At 60.0% G+C, this 23060-nt stretch carries 18 protein-coding genes; 8 read left to right on the top strand and 10 right to left on the bottom strand.

The window, feature by feature from the left end:
* Positions 1–84: 84 nt before the first annotated feature.
* From trkA to hflX, 4 genes are all read left to right on the top strand, one after another.
* Entirely contained in the window at positions 85–1461 is a 1377-nt protein-coding gene (gene trkA / locus ACRZ95_RS01810) for a Trk system potassium transporter TrkA (protein ID WP_170676176.1), read from the top strand.
* The gene (locus tag ACRZ95_RS01805) at positions 1461–2999 is read left to right on the top strand and encodes a TrkH family potassium uptake protein (RefSeq protein WP_170676175.1); all 1539 of its coding nucleotides are present in this window, start codon (positions 1461–1463) and stop codon (positions 2997–2999) included. The genes trkA and ACRZ95_RS01805 overlap by 1 nt, the downstream gene beginning before the upstream one ends.
* Positions 3000–3129: 130 nt before the next feature.
* Complete coding sequence (gene hfq / locus ACRZ95_RS01800; protein ID WP_005982826.1) at positions 3130–3369, top strand: RNA chaperone Hfq; 240 nt, start codon at positions 3130–3132, stop codon at positions 3367–3369.
* Positions 3369–4640 carry a GTPase HflX gene (gene hflX, locus ACRZ95_RS01795; protein WP_170676174.1) on the top strand — a complete coding sequence of 424 codons (1272 nt, stop codon included), beginning with the start codon at positions 3369–3371 and terminating at the stop codon, positions 4638–4640. Before hfq ends, hflX begins: the two co-directional genes overlap by 1 nt.
* A 3-nt stretch (positions 4641–4643) precedes the next feature.
* Here hflX and ACRZ95_RS01790 read toward each other — a convergent pair whose 3' ends face one another.
* The 4 genes from ACRZ95_RS01790 to hemB form a co-directional block, all read right to left on the bottom strand.
* A complete protein-coding gene (locus tag ACRZ95_RS01790; protein ID WP_170676173.1) occupies positions 4644–5039 on the bottom strand; it encodes a nuclear transport factor 2 family protein in 396 nt (131 codons plus the stop codon).
* Positions 5040–5144: 105 nt separating this feature from the next.
* Positions 5145–7607, bottom strand: coding sequence for a penicillin acylase family protein (locus ACRZ95_RS01785; protein ID WP_170676172.1), 2463 nt, complete (start codon positions 7605–7607; stop codon positions 5145–5147).
* A gap of 162 nt (positions 7608–7769) precedes the next feature.
* Positions 7770–8342 (bottom strand): lipid-binding SYLF domain-containing protein, encoded by a 573-nt coding sequence (locus ACRZ95_RS01780; protein ID WP_170373852.1) that lies wholly within the window; start codon positions 8340–8342, stop codon positions 7770–7772.
* A gap of 142 nt (positions 8343–8484) precedes the next feature.
* Complete coding sequence (gene hemB, locus ACRZ95_RS01775) at positions 8485–9483, bottom strand: porphobilinogen synthase (protein WP_170676171.1); 999 nt, start codon at positions 9481–9483, stop codon at positions 8485–8487.
* A gap of 119 nt (positions 9484–9602) precedes the next feature.
* Between hemB and ACRZ95_RS01770 the strand changes: the two genes are divergently transcribed.
* Both ACRZ95_RS01770 and mfd read left to right on the top strand, forming a co-directional pair.
* On the top strand, positions 9603–10127 hold the full coding sequence (locus tag ACRZ95_RS01770; protein ID WP_170665031.1) for a component of SufBCD complex: 525 nt from the start codon (positions 9603–9605) through the stop codon (positions 10125–10127).
* 21 nt (positions 10128–10148) lie between these two features.
* Positions 10149–13610: a transcription-repair coupling factor gene (gene mfd / locus ACRZ95_RS01765; RefSeq protein ID WP_170676170.1), complete on the top strand. Its 3462-nt coding sequence runs from the start codon at positions 10149–10151 to the stop codon at positions 13608–13610.
* Positions 13611–13743: 133 nt separating this feature from the next.
* Here the strand turns inward: mfd and ACRZ95_RS01760 are convergent, their stop codons facing one another.
* From ACRZ95_RS01760 to ACRZ95_RS01745, 4 genes are all read right to left on the bottom strand, one after another.
* Positions 13744–15402 (bottom strand): tetratricopeptide repeat protein, encoded by a 1659-nt coding sequence (locus ACRZ95_RS01760; RefSeq protein WP_170676169.1) that lies wholly within the window; start codon positions 15400–15402, stop codon positions 13744–13746.
* A 61-nt stretch (positions 15403–15463) separates the two neighbouring features.
* On the bottom strand, positions 15464–16672 hold the full coding sequence (locus ACRZ95_RS01755) for a multidrug effflux MFS transporter (protein ID WP_170676168.1): 1209 nt from the start codon (positions 16670–16672) through the stop codon (positions 15464–15466).
* 78 nt (positions 16673–16750) lie between these two features.
* Positions 16751–17419: a DsbA family oxidoreductase gene (locus ACRZ95_RS01750; RefSeq protein ID WP_170373847.1), complete on the bottom strand. Its 669-nt coding sequence runs from the start codon at positions 17417–17419 to the stop codon at positions 16751–16753.
* Positions 17416–18933, bottom strand: a complete 1518-nt coding sequence (locus ACRZ95_RS01745; RefSeq protein WP_170676167.1) for a class I adenylate-forming enzyme family protein — start codon at positions 18931–18933, stop codon at positions 17416–17418. The genes ACRZ95_RS01750 and ACRZ95_RS01745 overlap by 4 nt, the downstream gene beginning before the upstream one ends.
* A gap of 65 nt (positions 18934–18998) precedes the next feature.
* On the opposite strand from ACRZ95_RS01745, the gene ACRZ95_RS01740 reads away from it, so the two are divergent.
* The gene (locus ACRZ95_RS01740; protein ID WP_170373845.1) at positions 18999–19622 is read left to right on the top strand and encodes a helix-turn-helix domain-containing protein; all 624 of its coding nucleotides are present in this window, start codon (positions 18999–19001) and stop codon (positions 19620–19622) included.
* 2 nt (positions 19623–19624) lie between these two features.
* Here ACRZ95_RS01740 and ACRZ95_RS01735 read toward each other — a convergent pair whose 3' ends face one another.
* Both ACRZ95_RS01735 and ACRZ95_RS01730 read right to left on the bottom strand, forming a co-directional pair.
* Entirely contained in the window at positions 19625–19846 is a 222-nt protein-coding gene (locus ACRZ95_RS01735) for a hypothetical protein (protein ID WP_170458509.1), read from the bottom strand.
* Positions 19847–20142: 296 nt separating this feature from the next.
* Positions 20143–21957, bottom strand: coding sequence for an extracellular solute-binding protein (locus tag ACRZ95_RS01730; protein WP_170676166.1), 1815 nt, complete (start codon positions 21955–21957; stop codon positions 20143–20145).
* A gap of 286 nt (positions 21958–22243) precedes the next feature.
* On the opposite strand from ACRZ95_RS01730, the gene ACRZ95_RS01725 reads away from it, so the two are divergent.
* Positions 22244–23017: a 3-hydroxybutyrate dehydrogenase gene (locus ACRZ95_RS01725; RefSeq protein WP_170676165.1), complete on the top strand. Its 774-nt coding sequence runs from the start codon at positions 22244–22246 to the stop codon at positions 23015–23017.
* The last annotated feature ends 43 nt before the right edge of the window (positions 23018–23060 follow it).

Here is a 23060-nt window from a genome sequence, read left to right as displayed (position 1 = left end):
CCCGAAAAGGTCGGGTATGACAATTCAATTGACCCTCTCAGGACCATCTGTCATTCAAAGATTTCAGGCAGAAGGGCCAGAAACATGAAGGTCATCATTTGCGGTGCGGGTCAGGTTGGCTGGCAGATCGCGCGGCATCTATCGGGCGAGCTGAACGACGTCACGGTGGTGGACAACAACCCTGATCTTGTGCGCCGGGCGACGGAAACGCTGGACGTGCAGGGGATTGCGGGCTTTGCCAGCTACCCGGATGTGCTGGAACGGGCAGGGGCGCGCGATGCCGACATGATCATCGCCGCGACCCACTCGGACGAGGTGAATATGGTCACCTGCCAGATGGCCCATTCGGTTTTTGCCATCCAGCGCAAGATCGCGCGTTTGCGGTCGCAATCCTACCTTCAGGCGATCCACTCGGACCTCTATCGCCGCGACCACCTGCCAATTGATGTGGTGATCAGCCCCGAGCGTGAGGTCGCCGCCGCCGCTATGCGCCGCTTGTCAGCCCCGTCCGCCTTTGACACCGAGATGTTCATGAACGGCAAGGCGCAGCTGCTGGGCATTCGGATCGACGAGGATTGCCCGATCGTGAACACGCCTCTGCGGCAATTGACCGATTTGTTTTCCACCCTCAGTTCGATCGTGGTCGGGGTCCGGCGCGAGGGCAGCCTGTTTGCGCCTGAATCCGAAGATCAGCTGTTCGTTGGTGATGAATGTTATGTCTTCACCAGCGTGAAGGATGTCGACCGGACGATGGAGGTGTTCGGCAAAGCGCAAAAGCGGCAAGACCGTGTGGTGATCGTCGGCGGCGGTAATGTCGGGCTTGAGGTCGCGCGAACGCTGGAAGAACGCGAAAGCCGCGTGAGGGCCAAGATCATCGAACGGGATCGCCATTGTGCCGAAAAAGCCGCCGAAGCGCTTGAGCGGACCATTGTCCTGCATGGCGACGGGCTGGACTCGGCTTTGCTGAACGAGGCGGGCATTGAGCGTGCCGATGCGATGCTGGCCGTCACAGATGATGACCGTACCAACATGCTGGCCGCCGTGCGCGCCAAGGCCGAAGGCTGTGCGCTGGCGATTGCGTTGATCAATGACCCCAGTATGGTCGCGTTGATGGGGCCTCTGGGCATTGACGCCTATATCAACCCACGGGCCACGACCGTCAGCTCGATCCTGCGCCATATCCGGCATGGACGGGTGCGGCAGGTCTATTCCATCGGCGACGCCGAGGCCGAAGTGATTGAGGCCGAGGTGCTTTCGACCTCGCCCATGGCCGGGCAGAAACTGCGCGACATCGACTTCCCCGAGGGTGTTCTGGTTGGCGCTGTTCTCAAAGGCGATGAACTGTTGCGCCCAACGGGCAGTCTGCGGATTGACGAAAAGGACGTGCTGTCGATCTTTGCCATGGCTAAGGACGTCCCCGAGGTCGAACGGCTGCTGCAGGTTTCGATTGATTTCTTCTGATGGCGCGTGTGGTCACAGCTCGGATCGGGGTATTGCGGCGCTTGCCGCTGTTTCTGCTGATCTGGGGAATTTCGGCGCTGTCTATGTGGGTGCCAGCGGGCTATGCGCTGGCGCTGGATGATCACGATACCTCGCGGTCTTTCCTCTATTCCGGGTTGCTTGGGTTGTTTCTGGTATCCGCAATTGCGCTGGCGGCCTCGAACCGGGTGCCGCGGCGGGGGACGCTGGGGCAGTTGGCGGTGCTACTGGGTTGCTTCACCATTCTGCCGATCTTTCTGGCCATCCCGTTCCACGACGCGCTTGGCAATACCACCTTTCTGAACGCCTATTTCGACATGGTCAGCGCCTTGACCACGACCGGAGCCGACCTGTTCCCCGACCCCAACCGCCTCAGCGCACCGTTGCATCTGTGGCGCGCGCTGGTGGGCTGGATGGGAGGTCTGCTGATGTGGATCGCCGCCGCTGCGATCTTGGCACCGTTGTCACTGGGCGGGTTCGAGGTCACGGCACGCGGTCAACCCGGTCGGCCGGTCTCGGGCGTGGCCCAGAGCGAACAGGTCGATCCGCGTGGCCGCCTATTGCGTGTGACCCGCACCCTGACGCCGATCTATGCGGGCCTGACCGCCGTGGTCTGCATCCTGTTGTTGATCGCCGGAGAGCAGGGCCTGACTGCGATTTGCCATGCGATGTCGGTGATGGCGACCTCGGGTATCTCTCCTGTTGGCGGGCTGGAGGGCGCGCAGGCGGGCATCACAGGAGAAATGATCCTGTTTCTGTTTTTGCTTTTCGCCCTGTCGCGCCTGACCTTTTCAACCGACACGGCCGCCAGCGGCTTTGCCCGGCTGGACAAAGACCCCGAGTTCCGGATCGGGCTGTTCATCGTGTTGGCTGTCGCTGTGCTGCTGTTCTTCCGCGTTTGGGCAGGGGTGAATGAAATCGGAGGCCAGCTGGAACCCTTGCAAGCCCTACACGTCATTTGGGGTATGCTGTTCACGGGCCTTGCTTTCCTGACCACAGCTGGGTTCGAGAGTGCCAATTGGAACGATGCCCAGCAGCTTTCGGGTCTGGGGACTCCGGGGTTGGTTCTGATGGGGCTGGCGCTGGTGGGCGGCGGTGTCGCGACAACGGCAGGTGGGGTCAAATTGCTGCGGGTCTTTGCGCTCTACCTCAATGGTGCGCGCGAGATTGACCGGCTGATCCACCCGTCCTCGGTCAGTGGTACCGGCGGCGGCAACCGCCGCATTCAAAGCGACGGAGCTTTCATCGCGTGGATCTTCCTGATGATGTTCGCGCTGACCCTTGCCCTGTTTAACCTCCTACTGGCCCTGATGGGGTCGGGGTTTGAGCAGGCCATGGTGCTGAGTGTCGCTGCTCTCAGCACAACCGGACCGTTGATCGAGCTTGCGACGGATGTCCCGATCCGCCTGGTTGACCTGTCGGGCGGGGCCAAACTGACACTCTGTGCGGCGATGGTGATCGGTCGGCTTGAGACGCTGGCGATCATCGCGCTGATCACGCCGACCCTGTGGCGGGATTGAACCACTGCGCGTGCCCGGCGTTACTGCCTGATTTTTCGTCTGGAATATCTGTGCGCGTCACTCCATACTCTGCCAGAGGGAGCGCGTTGGTCCGCAGCGCGTAGCAAGAACAATGGCGAGTTAATAAAATATGGCTTCGGACAGACAGAATCTGCAGGACGCGTTCCTGAACAATGTACGGAAAGCAAAAGTCCCGGTCACGATTTTCCTGATCAATGGCGTGAAATTGCAGGGTGTGATCACTTGGTTCGACAATTTCTGCGTATTGTTGCGCCGCGACGGACAGTCGCAGTTGGTCTACAAACACGCGATTTCAACCATCATGCCATCGCAGCCGATCAACCTGTATGAGGGCGAAGACGCCTCTTGATGGAACATGAAAGGAAGCGCACCCGGGCCTGGGTGCTGCATCCTGAAATCAAATCAGATGAACAGCGCCGCGTCCCCGGACCCGCGCTGGAAGAGGCGGTGGCACTGGCTGCCGCATTGCCCGATCTGGATGTGATCGGGTCCGAGATCGTGCGCCTGCCGCGCGCCCAACCGGGTCTTCTGTTCGGCAGCGGCAAGATCGACGAACTGGCCGAACGGTTGCACGATAGCGAGGTCGAGCTGGTTCTGATCGACGGCCCCGTGACACCGGTTCAGCAGCGCAATCTAGAGAAAGCATGGAAGGTCAAGATCCTCGACCGGACGGGTTTGATCCTTGAGATTTTTAGCGACCGCGCACGTACACGTGAAGGTGTTTTGCAGGTCGAGATGGCCGCGCTCAGCTATCAGCGCACACGGCTTGTCCGGGCTTGGACTCACCTGGAACGTCAACGGGGCGGGTTGGGTTTTGTTGGCGGCCCCGGTGAGACTCAGATCGAGGCCGACCGCCGTGCCATTGATGAGCAACTGGTGCGTTTGCGTCGGCAACTGCAAAAGGTGGTCAAAACGCGCACGTTGCATCGGGCCGCGCGGGCCAAGGTGCCGTATCCGATCGTTGCCCTGGTAGGCTATACCAACGCGGGCAAATCCACCCTGTTCAACCGCCTGACCGGGGCTGAGGTGATGGCCAAGGACATGCTTTTCGCCACGTTGGACCCGACCATGCGCCGCGTTGTTCTTCCCGACGGCCCCGAGGTGATCCTGTCGGACACGGTGGGTTTCATCTCGAACCTGCCGACCGAGCTGGTCGCTGCGTTCCGGGCAACGCTTGAGGAAGTTCTGGGCGCGGACCTGATCGTGCATGTGCGCGACATCAGCCATGACGAGTCACAAGCGCAGGCCGATGACGTTCAGGCCATCCTCACCTCATTGGGTGTGGATGATGAGCGGCCGATGTTGGAGGTTTGGAACAAGACAGATCTGCTGGAAGCGGATGAGCGCGAGGCGGTTTTGGCGCGCGCTGACCGCGATCCGTTGATCTTCGCGATCTCGGCCGTGACCGGGGAAGGGATCGCGCCTCTGCTGGCTGATATCGCGACAAAACTGCAGGGGGTCCGGCGCGAAACTACTCTCTCGCTGAGCTTCGCCGAAGGGAATAAGCGCGCGTGGCTGTTCCGACAAGATGTGGTTCGATCCGAAGAGCAGACGGAAGACGGGTTTGAGATTACGGTACTTTGGACCGACAAACAGGCGGCGCAGTTTGCCGGGCTTTGAAGGCTATTTGCCGTCGATTTGTCTTTGATAGTCCTCGGCGTCAAACCATCCCAATGAGGACCGTACTTTGTGGTCTTCGGTCAACTCCCACTCTTCCCAACCTCGCGTGACCACGTGATTGCCGGTTTCCGCATGGTGCCCTTCAAGGGTCCAGACAAAGATCGCATGTGACCCGGCCCAGCGGAGCATGTCGCAACGGACCTCGAGGTCGGGAAATTCGGCATAGAACCCTCGGGCCATCTCGGCGATGGCGTCCCGGCCTTTGAGAGGGTCGCCTCGGTTGATGATGATCTGCCCGTCAGGTGCATAAAAACTTGCGACCGAATCTGGGTCGCCCGAACTCCAGGCGATGGCATAGTCGCGCGCAAGCGTGTTCAGAGTATCCCGTATGCTGGCCATGATCCCCCCCTTTAGATGCGGTTTCGCCCGATTATGGTAGGACGAAACCACAGATCATGCCACGGCACCTCGGAATTCGGGGCGGGGAATTGCCAAGTGGGCGGATTATTGCGGGGTGAGGGTGGTGACACCCACCGCGGCGGCCCGCGCCAGATCAATGTCGAGGGACATCGGGATATACTCTCCGCGCCGCCACAGCTGCGCCTGATCGTCATAGTAGCGAGACAGGAAATGCCCGGACTGCCCGGTTGCGGTGATAAAGACCGAACTGTCGGGATCAGCGAAATCGTAGACTCCGCGATAGCCAGCACCATGCACGTTCAGGAAGGGATCGGGGCCTTCACCCGAGGTCCGTCCACGCAGCAGAGTGTTGTCGCCTCCGCTGGTCGATTGGCGAATGTTAACGAAATAGCGCAGGACCGGAACCCTCCCAAGAACCGGATGATCATGGGTGGCCTGATGGGCATCGCCCCAGCGAAGGGATTCCAGCGTGGTGCCGTAGGTCTCGGCGATCCAGATCAGCGCGTCGTCCAACGCCAGCTCTGCCATGTCCGAGCAGGTCTCGACCGGGGCGCTTTGGCGTACGTCACACCAGACCGACGCGCCATCAATGTCGCGGTAAACCCGTTCGATGAAGAGAGGTTCGACATGTTTGAACTCACTGGCCAGCGGGCCGAGTTCATCGCCGATCAGGCGGATCTGCAAGGCACGCAGCCAAGCGGCATAGATCAATGGCTCTGGCAGATGTTCGTTCATCTCGCCATTCCAGTCGGCCAGCAGGGACAGGGCGATCTGGCGCTGGCGCTCGGGCGTGCCTTCGGGGGCCGAGGCGCCGGTGAACCAAAGATCAGCCCCGATCAGCGGTAGCAGCGAGCGCGCGGTGAAACTGACGGTGTCCAGTTGTGCTTCGATAAAGCTGTCGCGGGTATGGACCTCGCGTGATTGCATCAGCCGTTCCCAGCGGTGAACGCGCTGCGTGTCACCCCATTCGAATGAGACATGGTTGGGAAATGGACGGTCGATAATCTTATTGTTGGTATTGCCCAACAGACCACCGGCGGGTGAGGTGAACTCGGGGTTGGTGGCATAGGGCATGCGGCCTTGCCACCGGTTTTCCGCAATCCAGCCGGGCGTTGGAATGCGCCCTTTGCTTTGGTTCAGGCGGTCGCGCTTAGGGACTGCTCCGATCAGTTTCAGGCCAATCGTTTCGGTGTCGACCAGGGACAAGTTCTGCGACGGCGCGATGAATTTCTCTGCGACGTCAACGGCTTCGCGCACGGTATCAGCGTTCATCAGCGCCATTGAGGCGCTCATCGACGTGTCATTCGGGCTGAGTGCGGTCCAGGACAATGACGCGACATGTCCGGGTGGCGTTATCGTCTCCAGATCATAGTGGCTGCCGGGAAGAACCGGGCCATTTTCCGTCCAGCGCAGGGTCAGAGTGATGGGGGCTTCGTCCTTGATTTCGATGATCGAAGGACGGCTTTGGAATTCCTTGAACCCGTCGGGGGTCAGGTATTCCTCGGGATTGTCAGGGTTGAGCTGCTCGATATGCAGGTCTTGATCGTCCAGATAAGAGGAGGTCAGGCCCCAGCCCAGACGGTCGCTGCGGCCGCTCATCACGGCGGGAATACCAGGGATCGTTGCACCGATCACGCCGCCCTTTGCAAGGTCCAGATGCGCGAGGTACCAAACTCCGGGTGCGGTGAAACCCAGATGCGGGTCGTTGGCCAGCAGGGTTCCGCCACTGGCCGAGCGGGACGGCGCGGCAACCCATGCGTTTGACGCTCCGGCTAGACCACGTTTGGGGAATGGCGACAGCGGCGTATCCGGCATAGGCGCCCCAGTGGCATAGCGCGGCAGGCCGGGAAACAACTGGGCATATTCGGGCAGGGCGGCGATACCAGCACCGGGCACGTCCGGCAGAATGTCGGCCAGCCGCGCCGGATCGTCCAGCATCAGCGAGGTACGGGCGCGCAGAACCTCATCTTTCAGGTGGCCCGACAGCTGTAACCCCATAAGTTTGATCACGGCGAGGCTGTCGCCTGGTTGCCAAGGAGAGACTGGGGCGTTGAACAGAAACATCTCAGGCGCGCCACGGCCCAAAGCCTCTTCGTTGATCTGTCTGAGGCGGGCGTTGACTCCTGCGGAATAGGCGCGCAGCGCGGCCTTTGTGTAGTCGTCCTGCGCCTCGACCGAGCGATGGGCCAGACCGTAGAGGTCAAGCCTACGCAGCAGCTTGTCGATGGCAACGGTGCGCGCGCCAAAGACCTCGGACAGACGGCCTTGGGCGGTTCGGCGCATAACGGTCATCTGCCACAAACGATCCTGCGCGTGCGCATAGCCCAAGCCAAAGAACACATCCGGGTCGGTTTCGCCAAGAATATGGGGCACGTTTGCCGTATCACGAATAATCTCAACCGGGGCAGTGACACCCTGTACCTCAAGGGTTTGGTCGTATTCGGGCAGCGATTGGCTGGCCAGAAAATAGACCAGTCCGATGGCGGCAAGTACCAGCAGGACAAGACCCGTGGTGATGCGTATCAACCAGCGAAAGACAAGAGCCATGGACGTCCCACTTGTATTCGTTCTTCACGTGGCGAGAGGTTACTTCAAGGCCGCCCCGACCGAAAGAGGAACACTGCGGAAACCTGCCTTGAAGTGGCAATGAAAAAGACCCCGCCCCAAGAGGGGACGAGGTCCTTCAGTGAGGGGCGTGGTAGTGCAAAATCAAGGAATGATGCGGGTGTATTTGATGCCTTCGACGGTTGCGCCGATCTGCAGGCCCGCCTGGCCAAAGATGGCTGCCAAGACCGGGCTGAGCAGGGTTGTCGTATCGGTCGACAACTGGTCACCCTGATCGCTGACCACGTAGCCGATATCGGCACCGGCGGTCCACCCGCTGGAGCGGCGGAAGTCGTTCAGTGCGTCCTCGGTCATGAAGAACAGGACATGTGCGTATTGCTGCGCGCCGATCTGCAGACCCGCGGTGCCTTTGACGGCCGAGTAATAGTCAACCGTGGCTCCATTGATGCGCAGTGCGCCCTGACCATACCCGCCGCCGAATACGAACCCGGCCTCGGTGATCAGGGGCATGACCAGCATGCCATTGGCTTTTTCTGCGATCTCGACCGTGTTGGGGTAGCGGGCAAACATCTCAGTCAGGGTGGCGTCGACACGGGCATCAAGGGTGGCCGCGTTCGAGTTGCCGACGCCGTTGCCGCAGGCTGCGGTCAGGGTCAGACCTGCCATGCCCAAGGCAAAGCCGCGACGGTTCAGTCGGGGAAGGGTGGAACTGCTCATGGTTTTTGTCTCTGTAACTGTGCCTGATATGTCGGGTGTTCCCGATCTTATGTGCAAGAATACGCCGATTGGCCCTGCATGTCACGACAAAGCTGCCGCGACCCGCGAAACAATCGGCGAAAAATCGCGAGGTGTCGGGGTTTTAGCCTTGAAGAACCCGCGCGACCTGCGGCGCGAAATAGGTCAGGATTCCGTCACAACCCGCGCGTTTGAACGCCAGCAGACTCTCCAACATCACCTTGTCGCCATCGATCCACCCGTTCTGCGCCGCCGCCTGGATCATCGCGTATTCGCCCGAGACCTGATAAGCGTAGGTGGGCGCACCAAACGTGTCTTTCACACGGCGGCAGATATCCAGATAGGGCATGCCCGGCTTGATCATCACCATATCGGCCCCTTCGGTCAGGTCACGCTCGATCAGGCGCAGGGCCTCGTTCGAATTTCCAGGGTCCATCTGATAGGTTTTCTTGTCGCCGGTCAGAGCGCCAGAGGCACCAACCGCATCGCGGAACGGGCCGTAGAAGGCGCTGGCATATTTCGCGGCATAGCTGAGGATCATCACGTTGTGATGGCCCGCCGCCTCAAGCGCCGAGCGCATCGCGCCGATCCGGCCGTCCATCATATCAGACGGACCAATGATATCGGCCCCGGCCTCGGCCTGCGCGAGTGTCATCTTGACCAGCGCCTCAACGGTCTGGTCATTCACGATCTCGCCATCCACTACATAGCCGTCATGGCCGTTGATGTTGTACGGATCCAGCGCCACGTCGGTCATGACCGCGATATCCGGCGCCGCGGCCTTGATCGCGCGGATCGCGCGGTTCGAGAGGTTGTCAGGACTCCAGGCCTCGGCGCAATCCTCGGTCTTGAGTGAAGCATCGGTATAAGGAAAGATGCAGATCGCGGGGATTCCAAGGGCTTGCGCCTCGACCGCTGCTTTAGCGATCAGGTCGACCGACCGCCGCATCACGCCGGGCATCGAGGGCACCAACTCTTCAACGCCTTCGCCGTCGCGCACGAAAACCGGCCAGATTAGATCATCGTTGGTCAGTGTATGCTCGCGCACCAGCCCGCGGATCGCATCGGACTGACGCGCCCGGCGAAATCGGGTTTGGGGGTAGGGGGCGATGGTCGGTTTCATGGCGCGTCCTCCTTGAACATTGCCGCATTGGGTGGCATGAATTTGCCAAGGGCTCAAGGGCATCAATGGACGCGCCATCGCGACAGAACCCTCTGAGGATTGTGAATAAAGGGCTGCGTTTGGACTGGTACTCTAAGATTTTCGAACTCATCGACATGCGCAGCTTTTCGAATCTGTGGTTCTGGATTGTTCTGGCTGTGATCTGGTCTTCGGCCAGTCACTGGTCGATGGGTGTACCCTACGACATGGTAGTCCGCGCCCGCCGCGTCGGAGGCCAGCTTGAGGCTGACCTGCTGGACATCGTGCGCATCAACACCAACCGTATGCTCTACTATGTCGAGGTGTCGGGCATGGTGATGCTGGCAATGGCGTGTTTCGTCTTTACGGCGTTGGCGACACTTGGCTTTTACTATTGGGTTGAATTCGCACAGGCCGTGTTCCTACTGTTGTTTCCCCTAGTGATCGTGACCTTCATCAACATCTTTCACGCACGCCGTTTGCGGCGGCACGAGCTGACTTTGGAGCGGGTCTCCAAGACGCTGTCACGATGCCGCCTGTACACGCAGATCATCGGCATGATCTCGATACTGGTCACTTCGATGTGGGGTATGTATCAGAACCTTTCAATCGGCGTTCTGGGATAGCGAAATCTGAAAGGGTCAGGGATGAAGGCTCCGAACCACGTGACAGTCGGCGGCGCCCCCGAAGGGTATGACGCACAGCTTGTTCTGAACGAGATTGCGCGCTCGGGCGGGCCGGTTTGCCATGTGGCGCGCGATGACAAGCGGCTCGAGGGGATGCGGGCAGCACTTGCGTTCTTTGCCCCAGATATGCCGGTTTTCGTTTTCCCCGGTTGGGATTGTCTGCCCTATGACCGGGTCTCGCCCAACGCGGATATTGCCGCAGCGCGGGTGGCGACGCTGGCGGCGCTGGTCCACCAGATGCCCGAGCGTTTCGTACTGCTGACCACGCTGAATGCTGCGACTCAACGTGTCCCCGCGCGCGAGGTTCTGCGCGAGGCCGCCTTTACCGCTCGCGTCAACCAACGCGTGGACGAAGACGCTCTGCGCAAGTTTCTGGTGCGGATGGGGTTCACCCAAAGCCCGACCGTGATGGAGCCCGGAGACTACGCGATCCGGGGCGGGATCATCGACATCTTCCCTCCGGGCGAATCCGGCCCCATCCGGTTGGACCTGTTCGGAGACGTTCTGGACGGCGCGCGCCGCTTTGATCCGGTCTCGCAGTGCACCACCGAAAAGCTTGACGTGATCGAGCTTGCCCCCGTATCCGAGGTTATTCTGGACGAGGCCGCCATCACCCGGTTCCGTCAGAACTATCGCATCGAATTCGGCGCGGCGGGCACGGATGATCCGCTCTATGAGGCCGTCAGTGCGGGCCGAAAACATCAGGGCATTGAACATTGGCTGCCGTTCTTCCACGAAAAGCTGGAAACCCTGTTCGACTATCTGCCGGAGGCGACGATTTCTCTGGACGATCAGGTCTCACCCGCGCGTCTGGCGCGGTGGGATACGATTGCCGATCAGTATGAGACACGGCGGCTGGCGCTGGAAAACCGCTCACGCATGGATACGGTTTACAAGCCGACACCGCCGGGTTTGCTTTATCTCGATGACGCGGCGTGGGATCGGGCCGTGGGCGATCGGCGCGTGCTGCAATTCAGCCCTCTGCCGCAGGCCAGCGGACCCGGCGTGATCGACGCGGGCGGGCGGATCGGGCGGAACTTTGCGCCCGAACGCCAACAGGAAAGCATCAGCCTGTTCGGTGCTCTGGCGGATCACATCAAGGGCAAGCTGGACAAGGGGCCGGTGCTGATCGCGTCCTATTCCGAAGGCGCGCGAGAGCGTCTAACCGGCTTGATCGAAGACGAAGGTCTGGCCGAGGCGATCCCGGTCACCGATGGTACGCGCATCGGCAAAAGGGGCCTCCATCTGGCGGTCTGGGCCTTGGAACATGGGTTTGAGACGGCTGACCTGACCGTGATTGCGGAACAAGACGTTCTGGGCGACCGCCTGATCCGTCAGCCCAAGAAACGCCGCAAGGCCGAGAACTTCCTGACCGAGACCCAATCCCTAAGCCCCGGCGATCTGGTCGTTCATGTTGACCACGGCATCGGTCGCTACATGGGGATGGAGGTCGTCACAGCCGCCGGTGCGGCACATGAATGCCTGCTGCTGGAATATGCCGAAGCAGCCAAGCTGTACCTGCCGGTCGAGAATATCGAGCTGCTGTCCAAATACGGCCACGACGAAGGGCTGCTGGACCGTCTGGGCGGCGGCGCGTGGCAGGCGAAAAAGGCCAAGCTGAAAGAGCGCATCCGCGAGATGGCGGACAAGCTGATCCGCATCGCGGCCGAACGCGCCCTGCGCAAAGCTCCCGTGATGGACCCACCGCCCCACGCGTGGGAGGAGTTCAGCGCGCGTTTCCCCTATCAGGAAACCGACGACCAGCTGCGCGCAATCTCCGAGGTGATGGAGGACATGCATTCCGGCGCGCCGATGGATCGTCTGATCTGCGGCGATGTGGGCTTTGGCAAGACCGAAGTCGCCATGCGCGCGGCCTTTGTCGCCGCCATGTCAGGCGTGCAGGTAGCCGTCGTTGCGCCGACCACTCTGCTTGCTCGTCAACACGCAGCCTCGTTCAAGGAACGCTTCCGAGGCTTCCCTCTGGAGGTCCGGCAGCTATCGCGTTTTGTTTCGGCGAAAGAGGCGCAACAGACTCGAGACGGGCTGGCGCGCGGGACAGTCGATATTGTGATCGGCACCCATGCTCTGCTGGCGAAAGGTGTCCGTTTCAACAATCTCGGCCTGCTGATCATCGACGAGGAACAGCATTTCGGCGTTGGCCACAAAGAGCGCCTGAAACAACTGCGCTCGGATATCCACGTTCTGACACTGACCGCAACGCCCATCCCTCGGACGCTGCAACTGTCACTTACCGGAGTGCGCGACCTGTCAATCATTGGCACACCACCCATCGACCGACTGGCGATCCGCACCTACGTCAGCGAGTTCGACGCTGTGACGATCCGCGAGGCATTGCTGCGCGAACACTATCGCGGTGGGCAAAGCTTCTACGTTGTGCCGCGCATCTCGGATCTGCCTGAGATCGAAGAGTTCCTGAAGGAGCAATTGCCAGAACTGACATACGTCGTCGCTCATGGGCAGATGGCGGCAGGTGAACTCGACGACCGCATGAACGCGTTCTACGATGGTAAATATGACGTGCTTCTGGCGACGACCATTGTGGAAAGTGGGTTGGATATCCCAACGGCCAACACCATGGTTGTGCATCGGGCCGATATGTTCGGCCTCGCGCAGCTCTATCAGATCCGAGGTCGGGTCGGGCGCTCAAAAACCCGCGCCTATGCCTACCTCACAACCAAGCCGCGCCAGAAGCTGACCGCCACCGCCGAAAAGCGCCTGCGCGTTCTGGGGTCGCTCGATACGCTGGGGGCCGGGTTCACGCTGGCCAGTCAGGACCTCGATATTCGCGGGGCCGGAAATCTGTTGGGCGAAGAACAATCCGGCCAGATGCGCGATGTGGGCTATGAACTCTACCAGTCGATGCTTGAAGAGGCGATTGCCAAGATCAAGGCCGGCGAGATGGAAGGGCTTTCGGACGCCGATGACCAATGGGCGCCTCAGATCAATCTGGGCGTACCGGTACTGATCCCCGAGGATTATGTGCCTGACCTCGATGTCCGCCTGGGCCTCTATCGCCGTTTGTCATCGCTCTCGACCAAGGTCGAACTTGAGGGCTTTGCCGCGGAACTGATTGACCGCTTCGGGGCGCTGCCAAAAGAGGTGAACACCCTGATGCTGGTCGTCCGCATCAAGGCCATGTGCAAGCGCGCGGGTATTGCAAAACTGGATGGCGGGCCGAAAGGGGCGACGATCCAGTTTCACAATGATAAATTCGCCTCGCCGCAAGGGTTGGTCGAATTCATCCAGAACCAGCGCGGCATGGCGAAGGTCAAAGACAACAAAATCGTTGTGCGGCGCGACTGGAAGAAAGACAGCGACAAGATCAAAGGCGCTTTTGCGATTGCGCGTGACCTTGCTGAGAAAGTCGTGGCAGAAAGAAAAAAGGCCAAAACAGGCGGATAGTTAGGAAGGGGGGCGCTGCCCCCGCCGCGGCAAGCCGCGACTCCCCCGGGATATTTCCGGCCAGATGAAGCATTGGATCCGGACTTCATCTGGCTAAAAATACCTCCGCCGGAGGCATCGCGCGTAGCGCGATTCAGGTCTGCATAGCGGACTGGGCGCAGAAACAGGATGCGGCGACTGCGCGGTCGGCCCTTGCCAGGGCCAAGTCCAGCCTCTGTTTGATCTGAGGTAGCTCAATCGTATCACCGCGGGCTTTCAGGCAATCGTGCAGGCCCTTCAAACTCCAGATATTGTCCGGATGGATCGAGGCGCGACTGAGAGTTCCACCAAGGCCCAGATCTTCTCGGTAAACGGTTTCCGCCTCGGTCAAATAGCCTTGTTCGAAGAGCAGCGCGCCCAACGCGTGGCGGGTGGGTTGCATCCATCCCCAAGGCTCGTCGTAGGGCAATGTGTCGTCCAATTCGACAGATCGGCGCAGGTGGGCGAAGGCGAGATCGAAGTTTTCCTTTCGGTATTCGATCTCACCGCGCAGCATTTCGGTCGCGATCTCCAGCAGATCGATGACGCGGTTATTGTGCAATCGCCGAGCCTCGGGCACTCGGTCCTTTGCTTTAAGGAAAAGCTGCTCCTCGGCCTCGGCTTTGGGCACGTCGCCGGTCGCGGCGAAAGCAAGCGCGCGGGCGTAGTGGGTGGTTGCTGTAAGCGTGCGGTACAGGTTGGGGTCGTTGGGTAGCGCCAGCGCTTTTGCCTCTTCCCATCGGCCAAAGCGGATCAGGATGTGAGGCCCCATGGACATGTAGCTTTCAAAGAAATCCGCCATGGGCGGGCTCTCGATGCGCAACATCTCTTCGGGGGTCGTGTCCCAGATACCCTGGTTGGCCCGCAGGGCCGGTTCGATCTGACCCAGAAACATCGCGCCATAGATGGTGAAATGATAGTCGTGCTGGCGGTAGCCTGTGTAGATGTTGAACGCCCCTTCACGCTCATAGTATTTCAGGTCCGCTTCCGAGGCTTTCTGGTTCCAATGCACCACGTTCTGATAGTGGCCGCAGAGGATATCTATATGCGTCGGCATATGCACAAGGTGGCCTGCATCCGGGACCAGAGTGCGCAGGATATCGCCCGCTTTGAGGGCCTTTTCGGGGGTTGGGGACATCTCCATCAGGTGAACGTACAGGTGCAGAAGGCCGGGGTGAGACATGGCGTCGGTGTCGTTCTGCATAGCCCATTCCAGCGCCTCTTGCGCCTCAAGCGTGGCGGCCCCGTCGGCGGGTTGACCAGTTGACAGGTCCCACATTTGCCACGGCGTCAGGTTGAGCAGCGCCTCAACATAGATTGTACGCAGGTCCAGGTGATTTGGCTGAGCTTTGAAGGCCGCGCGCATAGCGTCGGCAAAATCATAGTCCCAATCATGCATGCCCTCGGTCGTGTCGCGCTGCGGATACCGGGACGGCAGGGCGTGGATCAGAGCCTTTTCAACTTCGGTACAGCTATCGGTTAGGCTCAGCGCCTTTTGCGTGGCGTCAAAGGCTTTGGTCAGGGCTTTTTGCCGTCCCCGGTCATCTTGCAAATCCCACGGCAGGTTGTAGTTCGGGCCAGCCGCGTAGGCGACGCCCCAATGCGCCATGGCACAGTTTGGGTCATGTTCGGCGGCTTTTTCAAAGCAGGCGACGGCCTCATCATGGTTGTAGCCATAGGTCCAGACCAGCCCTCGGTCAAACCAGAGTTGGGCTTCAGCGGATGCTGTAGAAACAGGGCAGGAATAGGTGCCCAGATCGTAGTACTCGCTCATAACTGACCCTCCGCCATGTTTGTCGGGACAGCGTAGCGCGTTTGATCCGGGCTGAAAATCCTCAGGCGAGCAGTCTGTTTTCGATGCGCCCCATGTGGATCATTAGGCCAAAGGCCAGGATACACATGGTCAGAATGCCGGTGGTCAAAGGCACTATTGAGCCGTCGAACAGCAGCCCGACCGGAGCGGCAATGGCCGCGGCGAGCACGGTCGAGACCGAGCCGATGACAGAGGCCGCCATGCCGGCAATATGCCCCATCGGCTCCATCGCGATGGCGTTCAGGTTGCCCATGGTGACACCCGCCATGAAGAAAACGGTGGTTTGCCAGGCAACGAACAGGCCAAACGAGGCGTCGGGCGACAGCGGGAAGGAATTGGTCACGATCACCAGCGCCGTGATGCCAATCTGCGCCCCGAGCGCCCATGTTACCATGCGGCGCATGCCGACGCGCACCACGAGGGCCGCATTCAACACACTGGCCGATCCGGACATCAGGGCGACGAACCCGAACCAGAACGGAAAGCTCTCGGCCCGGTCGTGGATGACGTCATAGACGGGCTGAACCATGGTCAGCATGGTGAACAATATCCCCATGCACAGCGTTTGCACCATGATCGACAGACGCACGGTTGGATGGGCGAACATCTCTTTCGTTGCGGCGACCATCAGTGGAAGGCGGAAGGGGCGACGGTTTTCTACGGCCAGCGACTCGGGAAGGCGGGTTCCCATCCAGACGCAGACGATCAGCGCGAACAGAATGAAGGACATAAAGATACCGCGCCAGCCGAACAGGGCGATCACTCCGGCCCCCAACATGGGCGCCACGGCGGGTACAAGCGTGAACAGCAGCATCGCGATCGAAATGATGCGCGCCATGATCCGGCCCGAGTACAAATCGCGGATGACTGCCATAGCCACAACCCGTGGACCCGCAGCACCCAGCCCCTGCGCCACACGGGCAGCCAGAACGAGTTCAAGCGAGAAACTGGCCCAAGCTACGGCCGAGGCCGCAATATAGAGCGCAACACCGCCATAGATGACCGGTTTGCGGCCAAACGCATCCGACAGAGGGCCGGTAAAGAACGTGCCAATCCCCATCCCAAGCACGAAAGACGTCAGAATCAGCTGTGCGCGATTGACGTCATCCGGGCTGAGCTGCGCGCCGATCTCGGGCAGGGCGGGCAGCATCGAGTCGATCGAAAAGGCGATGGTCGAGAACATCATTGCGATCAGCGCAATGAACTCTCCACGAGACATGCGGTTGGTCATGGGGACTCCTTACCTGATCGCGCTATCACGGCAGATCAGGTTGCGCCAGACCGGAATTTCGCACAGACCTCTGTGCTTCTATGCAGAGGAAGCCTCAAGTTGAGACATGATTTCTCCGATCACTTTCTCCCACATTTCAGGAGGTTGCGCGCCCGGAACGGCATGCTGATTGGCAACAATGAAGGTCGGGACCGAGCTGACGCCCATCTCACGTGAGTGGGTGTCGCGGTTGCGGATATCCTCGCGGTCGGCGTCGGATTTGAGCAGTTTCATCACCACTGCCGCGTCCATACCAGCGCTGTCAGCGATGTCGGACAGGACCTCTGGGTCGCCGATATCACGCGCTTGAACGAAGTAAGCGTCGAACAGAGCATCGACAACGGCGTTCTGCTTGCCCTCGATCCCAGCCCAGTGGATTAGGCGATGCGCGTCCAGAGTGTTTGGTGTGCGCTTCATCCCCTCAAAGTCGATTTTGAGGCCCGCATTTTCGGCATGTTCGACCACGGGCGCATAGGCGCGCACCGCACCGTCCTTGCCGCCGAATTTCCGTTCCAGATATTCGCGCCGATCCATGCCGGCATCGGGCATGTCGGGGTTCAGCTGGAATGGGTGCCACTCGATCACAAACGGATGGTCCGGCAGTTTTGCCAAAGCTTTGTCCAGATGGGTTTTGCCGATGTAGCACCACGGGCAGATCGGATCGGACAGGATATCAAGCTTGACGGTCTGGGTGTCTGTTTGGCTCATGGGGTGGACGCCTTGAAATAGGCCGGCAACGCGCGGCGCAGGAGTTTGCCGTTGCCGCCGGTTGGCAACTCGGGAAGGTGAACGAAGGCGCGCGGCTGTTTATAGTGCGCCAGATTGGCTTGGACATAGGCGTGCAGAGCGTCTTCGTCCAGTCTATCGGGGCCGGAGTAGAAGGCCGCTATCACAAATGTGTCCTGTTTAACCTCGACGGCTGCGGCCCCGACCTGAGTGATGCCGGGATAGCGGGACAGGACGGATTCGACCTCAACCGGCGAGACGCGGTAGCCGCCTGCGTTCATCATGTCATCGTCGCGCCCCAGATAGGTGATCTGCCCATCGACGGCCATGGCGCCTTGATCGCCGGTCAGGAACCAGTCGCCTTGCAGTCGGTCGGCCGCCTCGTCGGGTGCGTTCAGATAGGTCAGCATCAGGCCGGGGTCGGAGCGGTGAATGGCGATGGTCCCCTCGGTCCCTTGCGGCACGGGTCCCTCCGGCCCGAGGATCGCGACTCGGCGGCCCGGTTGCGGCTGTCCGAGGGCATCCCCGCGCGCAGGATGGGTCGGGCTCGACGAGATAAAGGTTGAACATTCGGACATGCCGAACGCTTCGTAGAGCTCCGTTCCGGTGGCCGTTTCCCACTGGGCATGCAGCGACCGAGACAGCTTTTCCCCGGCGCATAGGCCGTGGCGCAAATCGGGCAGCTCAATCCGATCCGTACCGGACAGCATCTTGCGGAAAACACCCGGTGCCGCAGCAAAGATCGTCGCGCGGTTTTGGCGCAGCATTTGCGGTAATTGAGACATATCGGTGCCGGGTTCAGGGATCAGGGCCGAAGCGCCGATCGTCCACGGATCCATTAGGCCGGTGCCCAGCGTATAGGTCCAATTGAACGCACCCGCGTGGCACAGGCGGTCCTTTTCAGTCAGCCCGTACCAGCCATCGACCATCATCTGACGCGCCCAAATCGCACGATGAGCATGGGCGACTGCGCGGGGCTTGCCGGAGGTCCCCGAGGTATAGACCACATAGGCCAGACGCTCGGGGTCGCCCATATCGAACGATGCGGGCGGTAGGTCATGCATGGCGATCAGGTCGTCCAGATGGATCTGACGTGGATGCTGGGCGCAATCCACCAAAGGGTCGCGCAAGATGGCGGCGGGCGAAAGCTCCGCGATGATCCGCGCGGTTTCCGGCTCGGTCAGTTGCGATGAGGTCGGAACAGGAACGATACCGACGGCGATGGCCCCAAGATAGGCGATCGGAAACTCGACGGTGTTTCCAAGACGCATCAGCACGATGTCCCCGGGGTGCAGTCCGGCCTGCAACAGGCCCTGACCCGTTCCCAGAACGGCGGCTTTCAATGCGCGATAGCTCCAGTTTTCGGACCCGTTTTGGCGCAACACGGACAGGGCCGTTTTATCGGTCAACGCATCCGCCTTGCCCAACACATGAGCGGCCAGATTGAACGGGGTCGGGCAGGGCGTCGGTGGCCCCTGATCGAAGATTGACAGCATGGCAACTGGCTAACCCGGCCCATGGCGCGTTGCAAGCGCGGCTTGTGCGCCCTATAGACGATGGCATGAGTACCCAAGATCCCAAATCCCTGATCCGCATTGCCCGCGATGCAGGCGAACACACGGAACCCGAGCCTTTGGACCTGGGCGCCCGCGTGCGCGAATTGCGCAAGGCGCGCAACTGGACGCTGGAGCAGGCGGCCTCGCAGGCCGGTCTGGCGCGTTCTACGCTCAGCAAGATCGAAAATGGCCAGATGTCGCCCACGTACGATGCGCTGAAAAAGCTGGCCATCGGGTTGGAGATCTCGGTGCCTCAGCTCTTCACCCCGCCGCAGCGTGAGCAGGTGATTGGCCGTATGGCCGTGACCCGGTCTGGCGAAGGGGCTGCACATGCCACCGCCACATATGAACATGAGTTGCTGGCCGAAACCCTGACCAAAAAGCAGATGCTACCCTATCGCGCCCGCGTCCGCGCCCGTTCGATGGATGAGTTCGAAGGTTGGGTGCGTCACGACGGGGAGGAGTTTATGTACGTCCTGACCGGCGTCGTGCGGTTGTACACCGAGTTCTACGAACCAGTGGAGATGCGCCGGGGCGACAGCGCCTATTACGACGGCAGTATGGGGCATAATGTGATTTCGGTCAGCGATGAGGATGCGACCATCCTCTGGGTGACGTCACTGGCCTAGGATCAGTTCAATTCGCGGTTCAGCGATTCCGTGAACAGAAAATCCTCGACCTCTTCGTGAGCTTCATTGACGGTCAGGTGATGGCGTTCGGCCAGATAAGCTTCGAACTGTTTGCGATCCTTGCCAACGCGCGGCATGTCCTGGTCCCTCAGGTTGGGAAAACGGCGTTTCGCGCGGGCGTAGCACGCGTTCCAGTCTTGTGTCAGATCGGTCCAGTTCAGCATCTGCGAGCTTTCCTTCTTCGGGTTTCAGGACGGCTCTCCCCTACGAGTAGGGTACGGAGGAGTTAACGTTGCGTAAGACATGACAAGATGTCGCACCCCTGGCCTGATCAGAATTATGCCGATCAGAGTCAGGTTTGCGCGGCGGGTCTGGTGCAAAATCCGGTGAAACGCCCATATATAGGGAGCCTTTGTGCTATGAACCCATGATTTTGTTCATCGCAGAATGTGCCAGTTTTTGCCGATCATCGCGTGCATAAGGTGTTAGGTCCGGTGCGCTACACCCTATGCGCGTGGTTCTACTGAGCGTACCACCAGACCTCGGGCAGGTATTGCGGGCCATCGCCGTAGATCGGCAGAGTTTCGGGGTATTTCAGCGCACTGACATGGGCGATGCGGCCGACGTCGAAGCTCCAGATCGGGATCACGTATCGGCCAGCCGTCAGAACGCGGTCGAGGGCGCGGGTGGCGGCCACGAAATCCTCGCGGCTTTCCGAAGCCAGCATGGAGTCGATCATCCCGTCAACAGCGGGTGAGGAGACGCCCATCAGGTTGCGCGTGCCCGGTGCATCAGCGGACTCGCTGCCCCAATAGAGGCGCTGTTCATTGCCTGGTGACAGTGACAGGGCACGGCGGAACGGGGTCATATCGAAATCTAGCTCAGATACCCGCCCGGTATATTGCGCATTGTCGACACGCTCAGTCGTGACCTGAATGCCCAGACGTTCCAACGCACGGGTGTAGATCTCGACCGCTGTCTGCATCTCACCATCGCCTTGTTGCAGCAGAACGGTGATCTGAAACGGCTCACCCGCTGCATTGCGCAGCACGCCGTCCTGAATGGTCCAGCCAGCCTCGGCCAACAGTTTTGCCGCCTTACGCAGGTTCGCGCGGTTTCGGGCCGAGCCGTCGCCCTCGGGTGGGGCGTAGCCTTCAAGCGTTCCGGGGATCAGGTCTGCGCTATAGGGCGCCAACAGGTCCGCAACGCGCCCCGTCGCGGGTCCCGGTTGCATCGCCAGATCAGAGCCCGAGAAATAGGATGAGATCCGCGACTGCGCACCGCCGGTGATCGTGTCGTTGATGAATTCGAAGTTGAAGGCCAGCATCAGGGCTTCACGCACGCGCCAGTCGTCGAACGGAGCTTTGCGGGTGTTCATCACCAGCCCGGTCATGCCCGAGGGCTTACCATGCGGGATCTCGGTCTTGATCACATCGCCACGTTGAACGGCGGGGAAGCTGTACTGCGTGTCCCATTTGTCGGCGTTGAACTCACGCACGGCGGAAAGCTCTCCGGCTTTGAAGGCTTCGAACAGAACGGTGGCATCGCCGTAGAATTCAATCCGGATGTCATCGAAATTCATCGTGCCTTGGCGAAACGGAACATCAGCGCCCCAATAGTCCGGATTTCGACGCAGGTTCACGTAGCGACCGGCCTCGTAATCTTCGACCACATAGGGTCCGCTTCCGACAGGAACGTCGTGCAGCTGCGCGTCGGCAAAATCCTTCCCCTCCCATTGAGCTTTCTGAAGGATCGGGCGCAGCCCCACGATCAATGCAAGTTCGCGGTCAGCCTCGTTGAAGCTGATCCGGACCGAGCGCGGACCGGTCTGTTCGATACTGTCGATCTTGGACCAGAGACCACGATAGCGCAGATGCCCTTCGGTCCCGAGGGTCTGGAAAGACCAGATCACATCGTCAACTGTGACCGGGGTGCCATCGGAGAATCGAGCCTCTTCCCGGAGGGTGAATTCCACCCATGACCGGTCTGGTGCAGTCTCAACCGATTCGGCTAACAGCCCGTAAAGAGTGAAAGGTTCATCCCAGGAGCGGCCCATCAGGCTCTCGTGGGTCCAAAATCTTAACTGCCACGGAGGGGTGCCTTTTTGCACAAACGGGTTCAAACTGTTAAAGCCGCCGGTATTTCCGAAAACGACTTTGCCGCCTTTGGGTGCCTCTGGGTTCGCATAGGGTAGAGACACAAAATCCGGTGGTAAGGCCGGGTCGCCATACATAGCTATGCCATGAGTCGATTCTGCCTGTGCCAGTGAGGACGCAAAAAGCAGGGCGATTCCCGCTGCCAAACCACGAAGCGGGTGTGAAAAATACGGGCTCATTTTGGAAACAATCCTGCTCTGGCCTTATTTTGTTGGGATTCATCGTAGCGATGATTTTTCTTGTTTTCAAACTTTTAGCTTGGACGAAAGCGCAGAATTGCTTATAAAGGTCTCACTGCTCGATAGGTTTCTTGCCTGTATGAAACCTGCCTCAATAACTTAACGCCCGCTTCGTGCGGGCGTTTTTTTTTGCAGATTTGCAGCCACTCATTCTGCAGTTCCCCGTTTTCTTTGCAGGTGCAGCATGGCACTCTGCGTTTCAGGTGAACTCAGAGGGAATGCAGTCATGAGCCTTTCGGGAAAAACGGCAATCATCACGGGATCAAATTCGGGCATCGGTCTGGGCATCGCGCGCGAACTGGCGAAGGCCGGGGCGGACGTGGTTTTGAACTCGTTCACGGATCGGGATGAAGATCACGCTTTGGCCGAAGAGATTTCGAAAGAGACCGGTACGAGCGCGCGCTATATTCAGGCCGATATGTCCAAAGGGGATGAATGTCGCGCCCTGATCGAGAAGGCGGGCTCCTGCGATATTCTGGTGAACAATGCGGGTATTCAGCACGTGTCGCCAATTGACCAGTTCCCGATCGACAAATGGGACGCGATCATTGCGATCAACATGAACTCGGCCTTCCACACGACCGCCGCCGCCTTGCCGTTGATGCGCGCGAGCGGGTGGGGGCGCGTGGTGAATATCGCCTCGGCCCATGGTTTGACGGCCTCTCCGTTCAAAGCGGCTTATGTGGCGGCCAAGCATGGTGTTGTTGGCATGACCAAGGCCGTCGCATTGGAAACCGCGCAAGAGCCGATCACCTGCAATGCGGTTTGTCCGGGCTATGTGCTGACCCCTCTGGTCGAAGCGCAAATCCCTGACACGATGAAGGAATACAACATGAGCCGTGAGGACGTGATCAAGAACGTCATGCTGGAGCGGCAACCGTCCAAGGAGTTCGCCACGGTCGAGCAATTGGGCGGGACGGTACAGTTCCTCTGCTCGGATGCAGCGGCGCAGATCACTGGTACGACGATCTCGGTCGATGGGGGCTGGACGGCTTTGTGAGGTTTCATGGGGGCTCTGCCCCCAAACCCCCGAGGTATTGTTG

It is taken from the genome of Ruegeria sp. AI3 (assembly GCF_056541245.1).
This window is presented reverse-complemented; position numbering and strand designations above follow the sequence as displayed.